This window comes from Pseudomonas sp. NY5710 (assembly GCF_013305665.1).
Classification (GTDB): Bacteria; Pseudomonadota; Gammaproteobacteria; order Pseudomonadales; family Pseudomonadaceae; genus Aquipseudomonas; species Aquipseudomonas juntendi.
This window is the reverse complement of sequence record NZ_CP045554.1, coordinates 884,103-898,909: the sequence shown is the minus strand read 5'-3', so window position 1 is coordinate 898,909 and position 14,807 is coordinate 884,103. Positions and strand designations below refer to the sequence as shown.

Here is a 14,807-nt window from a genome sequence, read left to right as displayed (position 1 = left end):
CCTTAGGTGCCATCACGGGCGACACCGGGTTAATCGTCGAGGCGCTCTTCCAGTTGGCGCACTTCTTGGGCGAGCTTGTCGAGGAACTGCATGCGGCGCATCAGGCGTTCAGCCTTGTCGCGCTCGGCGGGAACGTCCCAGCAGGCAGCGAAATCCTCGTTCAGCGAGTCCTGGGCGGCCTTCAAGCGCTTCTTGAATGCCGCTACGCCGTCCAGGTCGGCTTCGTCCTGCAGCTCTTCCAGCTCTTCGCGCCACTGCATCTGCTGCAACAGGAAGTCCGGGTCGTGGACCGTGACTTCCTGGGGCACTTCATGACCGCTGATGGCCAGCAGATAGCGGGCACGACGCGGCGCACTGCGCAGCGTCTGGTAGGCGTCGTTGAGGGCTGCGGACTTTTCCAGCGCGACCCGCTGCTCTCGCTCGGAAGCGTCGGCAAAACGGTCGGGATGGACTTCGCGGGCCAGCTCGCGGTAGCGAGTGGCCAGCTTGTCGAGATCCAGGCGGAAGCTTGGCTGGAGGTCAAACAATGCGTAGTGACAAGGAGTACCCACAGCCGGCCTCAAACGTTGAAGCTTTCGCCGCAGCCACACTCACCGCGCACGTTGGGGTTGTTGAACTTGAAGCCTTCGTTCAACCCTTCCTTGACGAAGTCCAGCTCGGTGCCGTCGAGGTACACCAGGCTCTTGGGATCGATGATCACCTTGACGCCGTGGTTTTCGAACACCTGGTCTTCGTCGGCCAGCTCGTCAACGAACTCCAGCACGTAGGCCAGGCCCGAGCAACCGGTGGTGCGCACGCCCAGGCGAATGCCCTCACCTTTGCCGCGCCCATCGAGGGAGCGGCGAATGTGGTTGGCGGCGGCTTCTGTCATGCTGATAGCCATCAGGACTCCTTACCTCGCAACAGGCGACTTAGATCAAGCCTTTCTTCTGCTTGTAATCGCGCACAGCTGCCTTGATGGCATCTTCGGCGAGTACCGAGCAGTGGATCTTGACCGGCGGCAACGCCAGTTCTTCTGCCAGCTGGGTGTTCTTGATGGTTTCGGCTTCGTCCAGGGTCTTGCCCTTCATCCACTCGGTGGCGAGGGAGCTGGAAGCGATGGCCGAACCGCAACCGTAGGTCTTGAACTTGGCGTCTTCGATCACGCCCTGCTCGTTGACCTTGATTTGCAGACGCATCACGTCGCCACACGCAGGGGCGCCGACCATGCCGGTACCGACATCCGGGTCTTCGGCATTCATCTTGCCGACGTTGCGTGGGTTTTCGTAGTGGTCGATGACCTTTTCACTGTATGCCATGGTGCAATTCCTTCCTCATCAGGGAGCCGCTCTTGCCGGCGACTGCTTAGTGGGCGGCCCACTCGATCTTGGAGATGTCAACGCCGTCTTTGTACATATCCCACAGCGGCGACAGTTCACGCAGTTTGTTGACGGCCTCGCAGACTTTCTGCGCGGCGTAGTCGACTTCTTCTTCGGTGGTGAAGCGGCCGAAGGAGAAGCGGATCGAGCTGTGCGCCAGCTCGTCGTTGCGGCCCAGAGCGCGCAGTACATACGACGGCTCGAGCGACGCGGAGGTGCACGCCGAACCGGACGATACGGCGATGTCCTTCAGCGACATCAGCAGCGATTCGCCTTCGACGTAGTTGAAGCTCAGGTTCAGGTTGTGCGGAACGCGGGCAGTCTGGCTACCGTTGACGTACAGCTCTTCAAGGCTGGAGACCTGCTTGAAGAAGCGGTCGCTCAGAGCCTTGATGCGCACGTTTTCGGCGGCCATTTCCTGCTTGGCGATGGCGAATGCTTCGCCCATGCCGACGATCTGGTGGGTCGGCAGGGTGCCCGAACGCATGCCCCGCTCATGACCACCACCGTGGATGATGGCTTCCAGACGTACACGCGGCTTGCGGCTGACGTACAGCGCGCCGATGCCTTTCGGGCCGTAGGCTTTGTGCGCCGAGAACGACATCAGGTCGACCTTCAGCTTCTGCACGTCGATTTCCACCTTGCCGGCCGACTGGGCGGCATCGACATGGAACAGCACGCCACGCGCACGGGTCAGCTCACCGATGGCGGCGATGTCGTTGATCGAGCCGACTTCGTTGTTCACGTGCATCAGCGACACCAGAATAGTGTCGTCACGCAGCACGGTCTCGACCATGGCCGGGGTGACGATACCGTCTTCGCCCGGCTCCAGGTAGGTGACTTCGAAACCTTCACGCTCCAGCTGGCGAGCGGTATCCAGCACCGCCTTGTGCTCGATCTTGGAGGTGATGATGTGCTTGCCCTTGGTCTGATAGAAGTGCGCCACGCCCTTGAGGGCGAGGTTGTCGGACTCGGTGGCACCGCTGGTCCAGACGATCTCGCGCGGGTCGGCGTTGATCAGCTCGGCAACCTGGCGGCGGCCGTTCTCGACCGCTTCTTCGGCCTTCCAGCCGAACACGTGGGAGCGCGAAGCCGGGTTACCGAAGTTCCCGTCAACCAGCAGGCATTCGGCCATTTTCTGGGCGACGCGTGGGTCAACCGGCGTAGTCGCGGAGTAATCGAGGTAGATCGGCAACTTCATTTGTCTCTCCTATCAGGCGGTGGCGTCGCTCGTCGTGGCTAAGGGTCAATCGACGGCGGACGTCTCAATCTTGTCCAGCTGGGCGGTTCGGCCTGCGACACGACGCAAGTCCTGGCGCTGGGCGACTTCCTGCACCTCACGGCGCATGACGAGGTCGGCCAGGCTGATGCCGCTGAGGAATTCATGGATCTGCTGGCTGAGGTCGCACCACAGGTGGTGAGTCAGGCAGGTATCACCGGCATGGCAGTCCCCGAGGCCCTGGCAACGGGTGGCATCGACCGATTCGTTGACCGCGTCGATGACCTGTGCCACCTGGATGGTTTCCATACCGCGCGACAGCTGATAGCCGCCACCGGGGCCGCGCACACTGGAGACCAGGCTGCTACGGCGCAGCTTGGCGAACAGCTGCTCCAGATAAGAGAGGGAAATGCCCTGGCGCTCGGAAATATCGGCCAAAGACACCGGCCCATGCTGCGCGTGCAACGCCAGGTCGAGCATGGCAGTCACGGCGTATCGGCCTTTGGTAGTCAGTCGCATGGCTATTGGGTACCACGGGAGTTTCGGGATGTGTGCAAGTATGCGATTCCCGAGCATTTAAGTCAACTATTAGACCTACTGCTTTAGTCGGGTTTGCATCTGGGAGGCGGCGCGATTGTAGCAGACGAGGGGCGTGAGCACACGCCCCGTATGTCAACCTCGGTGCGCCGCGGCGCAATCAATGCGGCTGAGTGTCGCGCCTGACGGCCTGGGCCGCTTCGGTGAAGTCATCCTCGGGCAGGGCCGGCAGCTCTTTGGCGCAGTAGTCACTGCCCATTTTCGTCAACGCGCCGCACATACCCTCCAGCCGCTCGTCGACGGCCTGCAGATGGTCGAGCATCTGGCCAATGGCGCGCGCCACCGGGTCGGGCATGTCGCCACTGACACCGTAAGCGTCGAAGCCGATCTTCTCGGCCATGGCCTTGCGCTTGGCCTCCACTTCGCTGTCTTCGCGCTTGACAATGATGCGCCCGGGGATGCCCACTGCCGTGGCACCGGCCGGGACCGCCTTGGTCACCACCGCATTGGAGCCGATCTTGGCCCCCGCACCCACGGTGAACGGGCCCAGCACCTTGGCCCCCGCCCCTACCACCACGCCGTTTTCCAAGGTGGGGTGACGCTTGCCTTTGTTCCAGCTGGTACCGCCCAGCGTAACGCCTTGGTACAGGGTGACGTCATCGCCGATTTCGGCGGTTTCGCCGATGACGATGCCCATGCCGTGGTCGATGAAGAAACGCCGGCCGATGGTGGCACCGGGGTGAATCTCGATACCGGTGAGCCAGCGGCCAAAGTTCGAGACCAGTCGCGCCAGCCACTTGAAGTCGCGCCGCCACAAGGCATTACCCAGGCGGTGTAGCCAGATGGCATGCATGCCCGGGTAGCAGGTGAGCACCTCGAAGGCATTGCGCGCAGCCGGGTCACGGTGGAATACGCTTTGAATATCTTCACGCAGGCGTTCAAACATCTTTCAGTCCTTCCGTTTATGCGGCTCGCCCCGGACCACTTTCTGGGTCTCGGTGAGGATGCCGCGCAAAATGCTCATTTCCGAACGCTCGACCGCCACCCGCCCGTACAGCCGGCGCAGGCGCGGCATCAGGTGCTTGGGCTTTGCAGGGTCGAGGAAGCCGATGCCCACCAGGGTTTTCTCCAGGTGGTCGTAGAACAGCTCCATTTCGTCCATGGTCGCCAGCTCGCTGGCATCCACCTTCTCGACCTGGGCCGGTGCCACACCGGCGGCCAACCAGGCCATGCGCACCTCATAGGCGAGCACTTGCACGGCGGCAGCCAGGTTCAGCGAGCTGAAGTCGGGGTTGGAGGGAATGTGCACGTGGAAGTGACATCGCTGCAGTTCTTCGTTGGTCAGGCCGGCGTGTTCGCGCCCGAACACCAGGGCGATTTCTTCGCCACCATTGGCATGCACCACCGCCTTTTCGCCACATTCACGCGGGCCGATCAACGGCCAGGGAATGCTGCGCTCGCGGGCGCTGGTGCCCATCACCAGGTTGCAGCCGACCAGAGCCTGTTCGAGGCTGTCGACCACCTGGGCATTGTCCAGCACATCGTCGGCACCAGAGGCGCGGGCACTGGCATCCACGGCGGGGAACTCTTTCGGCTGCACCAGCACCAGACGCGACAAGCCCATGTTTTTCATGGCACGCGCAGCGCCGCCGATGTTGCCGGGGTGGCTGGTATTGACCAGAACAACACGAATATTTTGCAGCAAGGTGTTGTGCTCACAGATGCAGGAATCAGGGGCTTGGATCTTACAGAACCGACAGACGTAACGCCACGAAAGCAAATGTGCCCCTTCTGCCGCCACAGTTTTCTGCTAGAATGATCGGCTTTCTTCTTTAACATCTCCAGGTGACCCGCCCATGCAGCCTATGCTGAATATCGCCCTGCGCGCCGCTCGCAGCGCCAGTGAACTGATTTTCCGCTCCATCGAACGCCTGGATAGCATCAAGGTCGATGAGAAAGAGGCCAAGGACTACGTTTCCGAAGTCGATCGCGCCGCCGAGCAGACCATCGTCAACGCCCTGCGCAAGGCCTACCCGAACCACTCCATCCAGGGTGAAGAAACCGGCCTGCACGCCGGCACCGGTGAAGAAGGCAAGGATTACCTGTGGATCATCGACCCGCTGGACGGCACCACCAACTTCCTGCGTGGCATCCCGCACTTCGCTGTCAGCATCGCCTGCAAGTACCGTGGCCGCCTTGAGCACGCCGTGATCGTCGACCCGGTTCGCCAGGAAGAATTCACCGCCAGCCGTGGCCGTGGCGCCCAACTCAATGGCCGCCGCCTGCGTGTCAGCTCGCGCACCAGCCTGGAAGGCGCCCTGCTGGGTACCGGCTTCCCGTTCCGCGACAGCCAGATGGCCGACCTCGACAACTACCTGGGCATGTTCCGCGCCTTGACCGGCCAAACTGCCGGCATCCGCCGCGCTGGCGCTGCCAGCCTGGACCTGGCCTACGTTGCTGCCGGCCGCTTCGACGCCTTCTGGGAATCGGGGCTGTCCGAGTGGGACATGGCCGCCGGCGTGCTGCTGATTCAGGAAGCCGGTGGCCTGGTGAGCGACTTCAACGGTGGCCACGACTTCCTCGACAAAGGCCACATCGTTGCGGGCAACATCAAGTGCTTCAAGGCCGTGCTGACCACTATCCAGCCACACCTGCCAGAAAGCCTGAAGCGCTAAGCGCGGATTGCCGACAAACAAAAAGCACCCCTCGGGGTGCTTTTTTTGTGCCTGTGTCCACCCAACCAGGGCCTACTACCCCTGTAGGAGCGGCTTTAGCCGCGAAGGGGCCGGGCCTGCTGGCGAGATTTCCTGGGCATTCATCGTTGCCGCCACTGCCGCATTCGCGGCTAAAGCCGCACCTCATGGGGTAGTGGTGGGCGCTTATCTGCGGGGCAGCAACGCCCGATGTAGGAGCGGGTTCACCCGCGAAGGGGCCGGGCCTGCTGGCGAGATGCTGGGCATTCACCGTTGCCACCACTGCCGCATTCGCGGCTAAAGCCGCACCTCATAGGGCAGTGGTGGGCGCTTATCTGCGGGGCAGCAACGCCCGATGGAGGAGCGGGTTCACCCGCGAAGGGGCCGGGCCTGCTGGCGAGATTTCCTGGGCATTCACCGTTGCCGCCACTGCCGCATTCGCGGCTAAAGCCGCACCTCATGGGGCAGTGGTGGGCACTTATCTGCGGGGCGGCAACGCCCGATGTAGGAGCGGGTTCACCCGCGAAGTGGCCGGGCCTGCCGCCGGGATTTCCTGGGCATTCACCGTTGCCGCCACTGCCGCATTCGCGGCTAAAGCCGCCCCTACACAAAGCAAACCACGCCTGGCTTTACTGGCCAGCTTCGCTCAGGATCAGCTTGCCGTTCTTGTCCACCGGAATGGTCGACCCTGGCTCGCGGTCCATCTTCACCTGACCTACCTGATCACCCAGGGTGTACTTCACGTTGTACCCCACCACCTTCTCACTGACGTCGTTGACCGTATTGCAGCGGGTTTGCGTGGTGGTGTAGGTGTCACGCTGCTGCATGCCTTCCTGCACCTTGTTACCGGCATAACCACCACCCACCGCACCGGCGACGGTGGCGATCTTCTTACCGGTGCCGCCACCAATCTGGTTGCCGAGCAAGCCGCCCGCCAGGGCGCCTACCACGGTGCCGGCGATCTGGTGCTGGTCCTTGACCGGCGCCTGGCGCGTTACGGCAACCTCCTTGCAGACTTCACGCGGGGTCTTCACCTGCTGCTTGATCGGCTGCACGTCGGTGACCTGGGCATATTCAGGCCCCTTGTTGACCAAGCTGTAGGTCGCGACAGCACCTCCGGCAGTCACACCGACAGCACCCAGTACCGCACCCACCAGCATTGATTTATTCACGTCAACCTCCTGATCGTACCAGCGGGTCGCAACCCGCGCTTCTCCCAGCCTTGGAGCAAAAAAAAAGGCGCGAGTTCAATACTCGCGCCTTTTGCACCGCCAGGCGGTGTTGAGCTACCCGTTACGGACGATCGTCCACGCCTTCTGCCTTGGTCGGCGGGATCAGGTCTTCACTGTTCAGGTTCAGCCAGATCAATACTACGTTGGCGATGTAGATCGACGAGTAGGTACCTGCCAGCACCCCGATGAACAAGGCCAGCGAGAAGCCGAACAGGTTGTCACCGCCGAAGAACAACAGCGCCGCGATGGCCAGCAAGGTCGAAACCGAGGTGGCGACGGTACGCAGCAAGGTCTGGGTGGTGGACACGTTGATGTTCTCGATCAACGAAGCCTTGCGCATGACGCGGAAGTTCTCCCGCACCCGGTCGAACACGACGATGGTGTCGTTCAGCGAGTAGCCGATGATCGCCAGCACTGCCGCCAACACCGTCAGGTCGAAGGTGATCTGGAAGAACGACAGGATACCCAGCGTAACCACCACGTCGTGAATCAGCGAGACGATCGCCCCCACCGCGAACTTCCACTGGAAGCGGAAAGCCAGGTAGATGAGGATGCCGCCCAGCGCCAGCAGCATGCCCATGCCACCCTGGTCGCGCAGTTCTTCACCCACCTGCGGGCCAACGAACTCGACGCGCTTCAGCGTAGCCGGGTTGTCACCGCCTGCCTTCTGCAGTGCGGCAGCTACCTTGTTGCCCAGTTGCGGGTCATCGCCCGGCATACGCACCAACAAGTCGGTGGTAGCACCAAAGCTCTGCACCACGGCCTCGTGGAAACCGGAGTCGACCAGCTCGGCGCGTACCGCCTTGAGGTCTGCCGGGCGCTCGTAGGTCAGCTCGATCAGCGTACCACCGGTGAAGTCCAGGCCGAAGTTCAGGCCTTTCTGCCACCAGCTGAACAGCGCCAGCACGGTGAGGAGCACGGTAATGGCGAACGCGACATTGCGCACGCCCATGAAGTTGATGGTTTTCATCGCAGCTCCCTCAAACCCACAGCTTCTTGATGTCACGCCCGCCACAGGTCAGGTTGACCATTGCGCGGGTCACCATGACGGCGGTGAACATCGAGGTGAAAATCCCGAGGGACATGGTGACCGCAAAGCCCTTGACCGGGCCGGTACCCATGGCGAACAGGATGCCGCCGACCAGCAGGCTGGTCAGGTTGGCGTCGATGATCGCGGTATAGGCGCGGTTGAAACCTTCGTGGATGGCGCGCTGGACCGACATGCCGGCCTTCAGCTCTTCGCGTATGCGCGAGAAGATCAGCACGTTGGCGTCTACCGCCATACCCATGGTCAACACGATACCGGCAATGCCTGGCAGGGTCAGGGTGGCCCCCAGCAGCGACATCAGTGCCAGCAGCAGCACCATGTTGCCCGCCAGGGCGACGGTGGCGATCACGCCGAAACCACGGTAGATGGCGATGATGAACAGCGAGACGAACAGCATGCCCCACAGCGATGCATCGATACCCTTGGTGATGTTGTCGGCACCCAGGCTTGGGCCGATAGTACGTTCTTCTGCGAAGTACATCGGTGCAGCCAGACCACCGGCACGCAGCAACAGCGCCAGCTCGGACGACTCGCCCTGGCCGTTCAGGCCGGTGATGCGGAACTGGCTACCCAGCGGCGACTGGATGGTGGCCAGGCTGATGATTTTCTTCTCTTCGACGAAGCTTTGCACGGCCACGTCTTTCTCGACGCCGTCGACGGTTTGCTTGACGTAGCGGGTAACCGGCTTCTGCTCGATGAAGATCACCGCCATGCTACGGCCAACGTTGCTGCGGGTAGCGCGGCTCATCAGCTCGCCACCGTGGCCATCCAGGCGAATATTCACCTGTGGGCGGCCGTGTTCATCGAAGCTTGCCTGGGCGTCGGTAACCTGGTCACCGGTAATGATCAGCCCACGCTCGACCGCAGCGGACCGGCCGCCTTCGCGGAACTCGAACACCTCGGTAGTGGCCTTGGACGCGCCCGGTTCGGCACCGAAGCGGAACTCGAGGTTGGCGGTTTTACCCAGGATACGTTTGGCTTCGGCAGTGTCCTGCACACCTGGCAACTCGACCACGATGCGGTTGGCGCCCTGACGCTGTACCAGCGGCTCGGCCACGCCCAGCTCGTTGACGCGGTTGCGCACGGTGGTGAGGTTCTGCTTGATCGAGTATTCGCGGATTTCGGCGACCTTCGCCTGGGTCAGCGCCAGGCGCAGCACCGCAAGGTCGTTGCGCTCGGTGGTGGTCAGCTCGAAGTCATTGAAATTCTTGCGGATCAGGGCACGCGCCTGTTCGCGGGTTGCATCGTCAGCAAAGCCCAGCATGATGCCACCATCCTGCTGAGGCAGGCTGCGGTAGCGCACACGCTCTTTACGCAGCAAGGTCTTGACCTCGCCTTCGTAGACTTTCATGCGGGCGCTCATGGCCTTGTCCATGTCCACTTCCAGCAGGAAGTGCACACCACCGGACAGGTCCAGGCCCAGCTTCATCGGGCTTGCACCCAGGTTGCGCAGCCATTGCGGGGTCGTCTGGGCCAGGTTCAGGGCCACGACGTAATCATCGCCCAGCGCCTTGCGTACCACATCCTTGGCCGGCAGCTGGTCTTCCTGGTTGGTCAGGCGGATCAGCCCGCTGCCCTTCTCGCCCAGGCTGGTGCCCTTGACTGCGATCTTGGCATCGACCAACGCCTTGCTGACGCGGTCGAGGTCGGCCTGGTTCACCTGCAGCGCCGAGCTGGCACCACTGATCTGCACCGCCGGGTCGTCCGGGTAAAGGTTGGGTGCGGAATAAATGAAACCGACCACCAGTACCAGCACGATCAGTGCATATTTCCACAGAGGGTATTTGTTCAGCATCACGCCGCCCGTTCAAGACGCGGGGCGCGTTGCGCGCCCCGACTGGAAAATAAAACCGGTAACTCAGATAGCCTTGAGCGTACCTTTTGGCAGGGTCGCAGCAATGGCGCCCTTCTGGAACTTCAGTTCGACAGTGTCGGACACTTCCAGTACCACGAAGTCATCGGAAACCTTGACGATCTTGCCGGCGATACCGCCGTTGGTGACAACTTCGTCACCTTTTTGCAAGTTGCTCAGCAGGTTCTTCTGCTCTTTGGCGCGCTTGGCCTGTGGGCGCCAGATCATCAGGTAGAAGATGACCAGGAAACCGACCAGGAAAATCCACTCGAAGCCGGTACCGGCTGGGCCGGCGGCAGGTGCTGCAGCGTCCGCGTATGCGGCGGGGATCAAGAAGCTCATTGGGCACTCCTAATGTAATTTTCTAATAATGGATGCAGACAGTCAGTCCAAGGGCGGCACAGGAAGCCCGCGCTTGGCGTAGAAGGCGTCGACAAAGGCGGCCAATTTACCCTGATGAATGGCCTCGCGTAAACCGGCCATCAAGCGCTGGTAATGGCGCAAGTTGTGGATGGTATTCAGCATGCTGCTCAGCATTTCGCCGCACTTGTCCAAATGGTGCAGATAGGCGCGCGAGAAGTTGGTGCAGGTGTAGCAGTCACAGGTCGGATCCAGCGGCGATTCATCGTGGCGATGGAACGCATTGCGGATCTTGATCACCCCTGTATCGACAAACAGATGCCCGTTGCGCGCGTTGCGCGTTGGCATCACGCAGTCGAACATGTCGACGCCGCGGCGCACACCCTCAACGAGATCTTCCGGTTTGCCTACCCCCATAAGGTAACGAGGTTTGTCAGCCGGCATCTGGTCAGGCAGGTAATCCAGCACCTTGATCATTTCGTGCTTAGGCTCGCCAACCGACAGGCCACCAATGGCCAGGCCATCGAAGCCGATGTTTTCCAGGCCTTCGAGCGAGCGCATGCGCAGGTCCTGGTACATGCCACCCTGAACAATGCCGAACAGCGCGGCGGTGTTGTCGGCGTGGGCGTTCTTCGAGCGCTGGGCCCAGCGCAGCGACAGCTCCATGGAGGTGCGCGCGACATCGTGCTCGGCCGGGTACGGGGTGCACTCGTCGAAGATCATCACCACGTCCGACCCCAGGTCACGCTGGACCTGCATCGACTCTTCCGGGCCCATGAACACCTTGGAGCCATCGACCGGCGAGGCGAAGGTCACACCCTCTTCCTTGATCTTGCGCATGGCGCCCAGGCTGAACACCTGGAAACCACCGGAGTCGGTGAGGATCGGGCCCTTCCACTGCATGAAATCGTGCAAGCCGTTGTGCTTCTTGATCACCTCGGTGCCGGGGCGCAACCACAGGTGGAAGGTGTTGCCAAGGATCATCTCGGCGCCAATGGCCTCGATATCGCGTGGCAGCATGCCCTTGACAGTGCCATAGGTGCCCACCGGCATGAACGCCGGGGTTTCCACGGTGCCACGAGGGAAAGTGATGCGACCGCGACGGGCCTTGCCGTCGGTGGCCAGCAGTTCGAAGGACATTCGACAGGTGCGACTCATGCTTGATCCTCGGGGCCGCGTGGCGCCGGATTGCGGGTGATGAACATGGCATCACCGTAACTGAAGAAGCGGTACCCCTGCTCCACCGCCGCGGCATAGGCGGCCATGGTCTCGGGGTAGCCGGCGAAGGCCGAGACCAGCATCAGCAGCGTGGACTCCGGCAGGTGGAAGTTGGTGACCAGCGCGTCGACCACATGGAACGGCCGACCTGGGTAGATGAAAATATCCGTATCGCCGCTGAACGCCTTGAGCACGCCGTCGCGCGCGGCACTTTCCAGCGAACGCACGCTGGTGGTGCCCACGGCGATCACCCGGCCACCGCGAGCGCGACAGGCCGTGATGGCATCGACCACCTCCTGGCTCACTTCGAGCCACTCTTTGTGCATATGGTGGTCTTCGATCTTGTCGACACGCACCGGCTGGAACGTGCCGGCGCCCACGTGCAGGGTGACGAAGGCGCGTTCCACGCCCTTGGCGGCAATTTTTTCCAGCAGCGCTTCATCGAAGTGCAGACCGGCGGTGGGCGCGGCCACTGCACCGGCACGCTCGGCGTAGACGGTCTGGTAGCGCTCACGGTCGGCGCCCTCGTCGGGGCGGTCGATATAGGGCGGCAACGGCATGTGCCCGACGCGGTCGAGCAATGGCAGCACCTCTTCGGTGAAGCGCAGCTCGAACAGTGTGTCGTGGCGGGCGACCATTTCGGCCTCGCCACCGCCATCGATGAGGATGACCGCGCCCTCTTTCGGCGCCTTGCTGGCCCTTACGTGAGCCAGCACCCGGTGGCTGTCGAGCACGCGTTCGACCAGCACCTCCAGCTTACCGCCAGACGCTTTCTGGCCGAACAAGCGGGCCGGGATGACCCGGGTGTTGTTGAACACCATCAGGTCGCCGGGGCGCAGGTACTCGAGCAAATCGGGAAATTGCCGGTGTGCCAGCACGCCGCTCGGCCCATCGAGGACCAGCAGACGGCTGCCATGGCGCTCGGCCAGTGGGTGGCGGGCGATCAGGGAATCGGGGAGTTCGAAGGAAAAATCGGCGACGCGCATGATGATGTTCGGTTCGGCAGGGCCGGGAAGTTTAGCCCAATGTGTGAAAATTGACCATGAAAGCCGATTGACCGACCAGCGGCAGCTCTCTATACTGCGCGCCACACGCCCTGATGGCGGAATTGGTAGACGCGGCGGATTCAAAATCCGTTTTCGAAAGGAGTGGGAGTTCGAGTCTCCCTCGGGGCACCAAAATCCGGAAAAAACCGACCGTATGGTCGGTTTTTTTTCGCCTCGCAAAACTACCCCTCGTCTTGACGCCACCGCCACGGCGCCGGGCCTCACCCCGATACCCCGATTCTATTGGCTACCCTTCTGATTAGCACTTAAGCTGTCATTCGTCGGATATATCACGAAAGCATTGTCCGAATAATGGCACTTAGCCATAGTTGCGCACCCTTCCCCTCAATCCTGTGTGAACCATGAAAGCTATAGCGCCCTGTGTGGCAGCAATGATGCTGCTGGGTGGGTGCAATGGAGTGCCAACGTCGTACGTTTCCGATCCCGTCTACAGCCAGGCATTCGTGGTCACCTCCGGTGCTCCGCTGCCAATGCTGCTGATGGCCAGCGCCATCCAGTGGAACGAGGATTACGCAGTAACCGCCAAACACACCCCCTTCCTGCCCAACGTGGTTCACGAAGGCCTCGGTGATGTGGTGTTCTTCAAGCACAAGGCTGCGACGGTACCGGGCTGGCGCCAGTATGTGCCGGGCGAGGCCGTGACGGCGGTCGGCTACAACAGCTTGATGATGCCGATGCAAGGCAAGGGCCATGCCCTGCCGTCGCTGGTTCGGCTGGAAGGTACGCCTGGCAGTGTCTTCTACTCGGTACACGATGGCCCGATCACCAAAGGCATGTCGGGTGGGCCGGTGTTTGCCGACGATGGCAAGGTCGTGGGCATCAACGTGGCCATCATCCCGACCAGCGAGATCGACGCTGGCAGGCGCCCCGACCTGATCGGCAAGGAACGCATCAGCGTATTCATGTCGTTCAACGAGATCGACAAGGAGTGGCGGCGCTATCAGTACCTGTTGGCGCACAAGGCCAAGCCGAGGGGGCCGGCCGCGGTCAAAGGCTACGTGGCGGTGGCCGCCAAGCCGTGAATCGGGGCGCGGTGCTGGATGGAAAGCGGCCTATGGTGTGAGGCTGATGGCCTCTTCGCGGGTAAACCCGCTCCTACAGGGCCTGCGCGGGATTTGAGCCTGCGCTCGGGAGGCCCGAGTGCCATGCTTCAATCACAACACCGCCGGCCTGCTGTCTATCCACAGCTGGGCTTCACACCATTCGGCATCATCAAGTGGCCACCCAATCGTATCCTTATGGATACACCCGCTCAAGGATGGCGAACCTTCGGCGCCCCTCGACGTCCCATCCTGCATCCCCCCGCGTTTCGAGGTACTCTCGCGTGAAAAACGTCATCGCCCGCAAGTACCGCCTGGTGGTGAAGACCATCGGCTATATCGGCTGGTCGCTGTTCTGGCTGCTGATCTGGGATGTGCTGGTCACCATCGACTTCATGCTGTTCTTCAACAGCAAGTTCACCTTGCCGCTGATCCCACTGACCCTGCTGGGTTCGGCGCTGGTGGTGCTGGTGAGCTTTCGCAACAGCAGTGCCTACAACCGCTGGTGGGAAGCACGCACGTTATGGGGCGCGCTGGTGAACAGCTCGCGCAGTTTTGCCCGGCAGACGCTGACCCTGATCGATGACACGGTCGACGGCCTGAACCCGGTCAAGGCCACCCTGCTGCGACGGCATATCGCCTATGTGAACTGCCTGGCGGCACACCTGAAAGGTGAACCCTGCCCGGAGGAACTGATGGCTTTTATCCCGCCGGCGGAGTTCGAACGGCGCAACCGCTCGAACAACTTCGCCAACGACATTCTCAGCGGCTCGGCGGCCTTGCTGGCCCGGGAATACCAGGCCGGGCGGCTGGACAGCATTCGCCTGGCGCGGCTGGAGGCCACCCTGGTGGACCTGTCCAATGCCCAGGGCGGCATGGAACGGATTGCCAATACGCCGCTGCCGTACCCTTATGTGTATTTTCCGCGCCTGTTCATCACCTTGTTCTGCCTGATCGTGCCCGTGGGCCTGGTGGAGTCGCTGGGCTGGTTCACACCGCTGGCCTCGACAGTGGTGGGGTTCATGTTGCTGGCCATCGAGCGGATCGGTACCGACTTGCAGAGCCCGTTCAGGTTCAGTGAGCACCAGATCCAGATGGACACCATTTGCGAGACGATCGAGCGCAACCTGGAATCTATGCAGCGCGAGGCGCAGTGTGGCGAGGTTATGGGAGCCTGATGGAT

General features: G+C 61.9%; 16 protein-coding genes and 1 tRNA gene. 4 read left to right on the top strand and 13 right to left on the bottom strand.

The window, feature by feature from the left end; all coding sequences use genetic code 11:
* Nucleotides 1–29: 29 nt before the first annotated feature.
* The 7 genes from hscB to trmJ all read right to left on the bottom strand — a co-directional run bounded on the left by hscB (nt 30) and on the right by trmJ (nt 4,819).
* A complete protein-coding gene (gene hscB, locus GEV39_RS04065; protein WP_054911407.1) occupies nt 30–551 on the bottom strand; it encodes a co-chaperone HscB in 522 nt (173 codons plus the stop codon).
* An 8-nt stretch (nt 552–559) separates the two neighbouring features.
* Nucleotides 560–883 carry an iron-sulfur cluster assembly protein IscA gene (gene iscA, locus GEV39_RS04060; RefSeq protein ID WP_003248536.1) on the bottom strand — a complete coding sequence of 108 codons (324 nt, stop codon included), beginning with the start codon at nt 881–883 and terminating at the stop codon, nt 560–562.
* A 28-nt stretch (nt 884–911) separates the two neighbouring features.
* On the bottom strand, nt 912–1,298 hold the full coding sequence (gene iscU / locus GEV39_RS04055) for a Fe-S cluster assembly scaffold IscU (protein WP_003248539.1): 387 nt from the start codon (nt 1,296–1,298) through the stop codon (nt 912–914).
* A gap of 46 nt (nt 1,299–1,344) precedes the next feature.
* A complete protein-coding gene (locus GEV39_RS04050; RefSeq protein WP_173887650.1) occupies nt 1,345–2,559 on the bottom strand; it encodes an IscS subfamily cysteine desulfurase in 1,215 nt (404 codons plus the stop codon).
* A 45-nt stretch (nt 2,560–2,604) separates the two neighbouring features.
* Nucleotides 2,605–3,096, bottom strand: a complete 492-nt coding sequence (iscR, locus tag GEV39_RS04045; RefSeq protein ID WP_008092572.1) for a Fe-S cluster assembly transcriptional regulator IscR — start codon at nt 3,094–3,096, stop codon at nt 2,605–2,607.
* Between the two features lie 178 nt (nt 3,097–3,274).
* Nucleotides 3,275–4,060: a serine O-acetyltransferase gene (gene cysE / locus GEV39_RS04040; RefSeq protein WP_009682043.1), complete on the bottom strand. Its 786-nt coding sequence runs from the start codon at nt 4,058–4,060 to the stop codon at nt 3,275–3,277.
* 3 nt (nt 4,061–4,063) lie between these two features.
* Nucleotides 4,064–4,819 (bottom strand): tRNA (cytosine(32)/uridine(32)-2'-O)-methyltransferase TrmJ, encoded by a 756-nt coding sequence (trmJ, locus tag GEV39_RS04035; protein ID WP_173887649.1) that lies wholly within the window; start codon nt 4,817–4,819, stop codon nt 4,064–4,066.
* Nucleotides 4,820–4,970: 151 nt separating this feature from the next.
* Between trmJ and suhB the strand changes: the two genes are divergently transcribed.
* Entirely contained in the window at nt 4,971–5,789 is an 819-nt protein-coding gene (gene suhB / locus GEV39_RS04030) for a type III secretion system regulator SuhB (RefSeq protein ID WP_173887648.1), read from the top strand.
* Nucleotides 5,790–6,436: 647 nt separating this feature from the next.
* Here the strand turns inward: suhB and GEV39_RS04025 are convergent.
* From GEV39_RS04025 to queA, 6 genes are all read right to left on the bottom strand, one after another.
* Nucleotides 6,437–6,979, bottom strand: coding sequence for a glycine zipper 2TM domain-containing protein (locus GEV39_RS04025; RefSeq protein ID WP_173887647.1), 543 nt, complete (start codon nt 6,977–6,979; stop codon nt 6,437–6,439).
* A 121-nt stretch (nt 6,980–7,100) separates the two neighbouring features.
* Nucleotides 7,101–8,009, bottom strand: coding sequence for a protein translocase subunit SecF (secF, locus tag GEV39_RS04020; protein ID WP_173887646.1), 909 nt, complete (start codon nt 8,007–8,009; stop codon nt 7,101–7,103).
* 10 nt (nt 8,010–8,019) lie between these two features.
* Nucleotides 8,020–9,882, bottom strand: a complete 1,863-nt coding sequence (gene secD / locus GEV39_RS04015; RefSeq protein ID WP_173887645.1) for a protein translocase subunit SecD — start codon at nt 9,880–9,882, stop codon at nt 8,020–8,022.
* Between the two features lie 63 nt (nt 9,883–9,945).
* Nucleotides 9,946–10,281 carry a preprotein translocase subunit YajC gene (yajC, locus tag GEV39_RS04010; RefSeq protein ID WP_008092587.1) on the bottom strand — a complete coding sequence of 112 codons (336 nt, stop codon included), beginning with the start codon at nt 10,279–10,281 and terminating at the stop codon, nt 9,946–9,948.
* Between the two features lie 42 nt (nt 10,282–10,323).
* Nucleotides 10,324–11,439 carry a tRNA guanosine(34) transglycosylase Tgt gene (tgt, locus tag GEV39_RS04005; protein ID WP_009682049.1) on the bottom strand — a complete coding sequence of 372 codons (1,116 nt, stop codon included), beginning with the start codon at nt 11,437–11,439 and terminating at the stop codon, nt 10,324–10,326.
* Between the two features lie 14 nt (nt 11,440–11,453).
* A complete protein-coding gene (queA, locus tag GEV39_RS04000) occupies nt 11,454–12,503 on the bottom strand; it encodes a tRNA preQ1(34) S-adenosylmethionine ribosyltransferase-isomerase QueA (RefSeq protein WP_054906087.1) in 1,050 nt (349 codons plus the stop codon).
* Between the two features lie 107 nt (nt 12,504–12,610).
* Here queA and GEV39_RS03995 point away from each other — a divergent pair.
* The 3 genes from GEV39_RS03995 (at nt 12,611) to GEV39_RS03985 (ending at nt 14,802) form a co-directional block, all read left to right on the top strand.
* Nucleotides 12,611–12,695: transfer RNA gene (locus tag GEV39_RS03995), tRNA-Leu, on the top strand.
* Between the two features lie 263 nt (nt 12,696–12,958).
* Nucleotides 12,959–13,606: a trypsin-like peptidase domain-containing protein gene (locus tag GEV39_RS03990; protein ID WP_173891645.1), complete on the top strand. Its 648-nt coding sequence runs from the start codon at nt 12,959–12,961 to the stop codon at nt 13,604–13,606.
* Nucleotides 13,607–13,908: 302 nt separating this feature from the next.
* Nucleotides 13,909–14,802 carry a bestrophin family protein gene (locus GEV39_RS03985; protein ID WP_173887644.1) on the top strand — a complete coding sequence of 298 codons (894 nt, stop codon included), beginning with the start codon at nt 13,909–13,911 and terminating at the stop codon, nt 14,800–14,802.
* Nucleotides 14,803–14,807: the final 5 nt, after the last annotated feature.

Bases quoted from the DNA above. Each gene is read 5' to 3' on its own strand.
- secF (WP_173887646.1), bottom strand. From the start codon at position 8,009: ATGAAAACCATCAACTTCATGGGCGTGCGCAATGTCGCGTTCGCCATT.
- iscU (WP_003248539.1), bottom strand. From the start codon at position 1,298: ATGGCATACAGTGAAAAGGTCATCGACCACTACGAAAACCCACGCAAC.
- iscR (WP_008092572.1), bottom strand. From the start codon at position 3,096: ATGCGACTGACTACCAAAGGCCGATACGCCGTGACTGCCATGCTCGAC.
- queA (WP_054906087.1), bottom strand. From the start codon at position 12,503: ATGCGCGTCGCCGATTTTTCCTTCGAACTCCCCGATTCCCTGATCGCC.
- GEV39_RS04050 (WP_173887650.1), bottom strand. From the start codon at position 2,559: ATGAAGTTGCCGATCTACCTCGATTACTCCGCGACTACGCCGGTTGAC.
- suhB (WP_173887648.1), top strand. From the start codon at position 4,971: ATGCAGCCTATGCTGAATATCGCCCTGCGCGCCGCTCGCAGCGCCAGT.
- cysE (WP_009682043.1), bottom strand. From the start codon at position 4,060: ATGTTTGAACGCCTGCGTGAAGATATTCAAAGCGTATTCCACCGTGAC.
- GEV39_RS03990 (WP_173891645.1), top strand. From the start codon at position 12,959: ATGCTGCTGGGTGGGTGCAATGGAGTGCCAACGTCGTACGTTTCCGAT.
- iscA (WP_003248536.1), bottom strand. From the start codon at position 883: ATGGCTATCAGCATGACAGAAGCCGCCGCCAACCACATTCGCCGCTCC.
- tgt (WP_009682049.1), bottom strand. From the start codon at position 11,439: ATGTCCTTCGAACTGCTGGCCACCGACGGCAAGGCCCGTCGCGGTCGC.
- secD (WP_173887645.1), bottom strand. From the start codon at position 9,882: ATGCTGAACAAATACCCTCTGTGGAAATATGCACTGATCGTGCTGGTA.
- yajC (WP_008092587.1), bottom strand. From the start codon at position 10,281: ATGAGCTTCTTGATCCCCGCCGCATACGCGGACGCTGCAGCACCTGCC.